This is a genomic window from Flavonifractor sp. DFI.6.63 (assembly GCF_024462255.1).
Classification (GTDB): domain Bacteria; phylum Bacillota; class Clostridia; order Oscillospirales; family Oscillospiraceae; genus Lawsonibacter_A; species Lawsonibacter_A hominis.
Genome location: NZ_JANGBE010000119.1, coordinates 1 through 301, shown reverse-complemented (window position 1 = coordinate 301; position 301 = coordinate 1). Strand labels below are relative to the sequence as shown.

The 301-nt window shown below is 40.9% G+C and carries 1 pseudogene; it reads right to left on the bottom strand.

Annotated elements, in window-relative coordinates:
- Positions 1-301: pseudogene (locus tag NE547_RS18150) on the bottom strand (glutamine--fructose-6-phosphate aminotransferase); the annotation flags it as partial.

Below are 301 nucleotides of genomic sequence, written 5' to 3'. Positions count from 1 at the left end.
TCTGTATCTGTCTTAGATACAAATACAACACCCTCAGCTTCTAATTGAGATCTTAGTTCTAGGTAGTTTTCTATTATACCATTGTGAACTACTGCTAGGGTCTTGTCCTTGTTAAAATGAGGGTGGGAGTTTACATCTGAAGGCTCACCATGAGTTGCCCATCTAGTATGCCCTATACCTGCACTTCCTATTATGTTGTTTTCCTTTAGACTATCTGCAAGGACTGATAGCCTTCCCTGGAACTTTCTTATTTCAAGCTCATTACCAGTGTTTACAGCAACCCCTGCTGAATCATAACCCC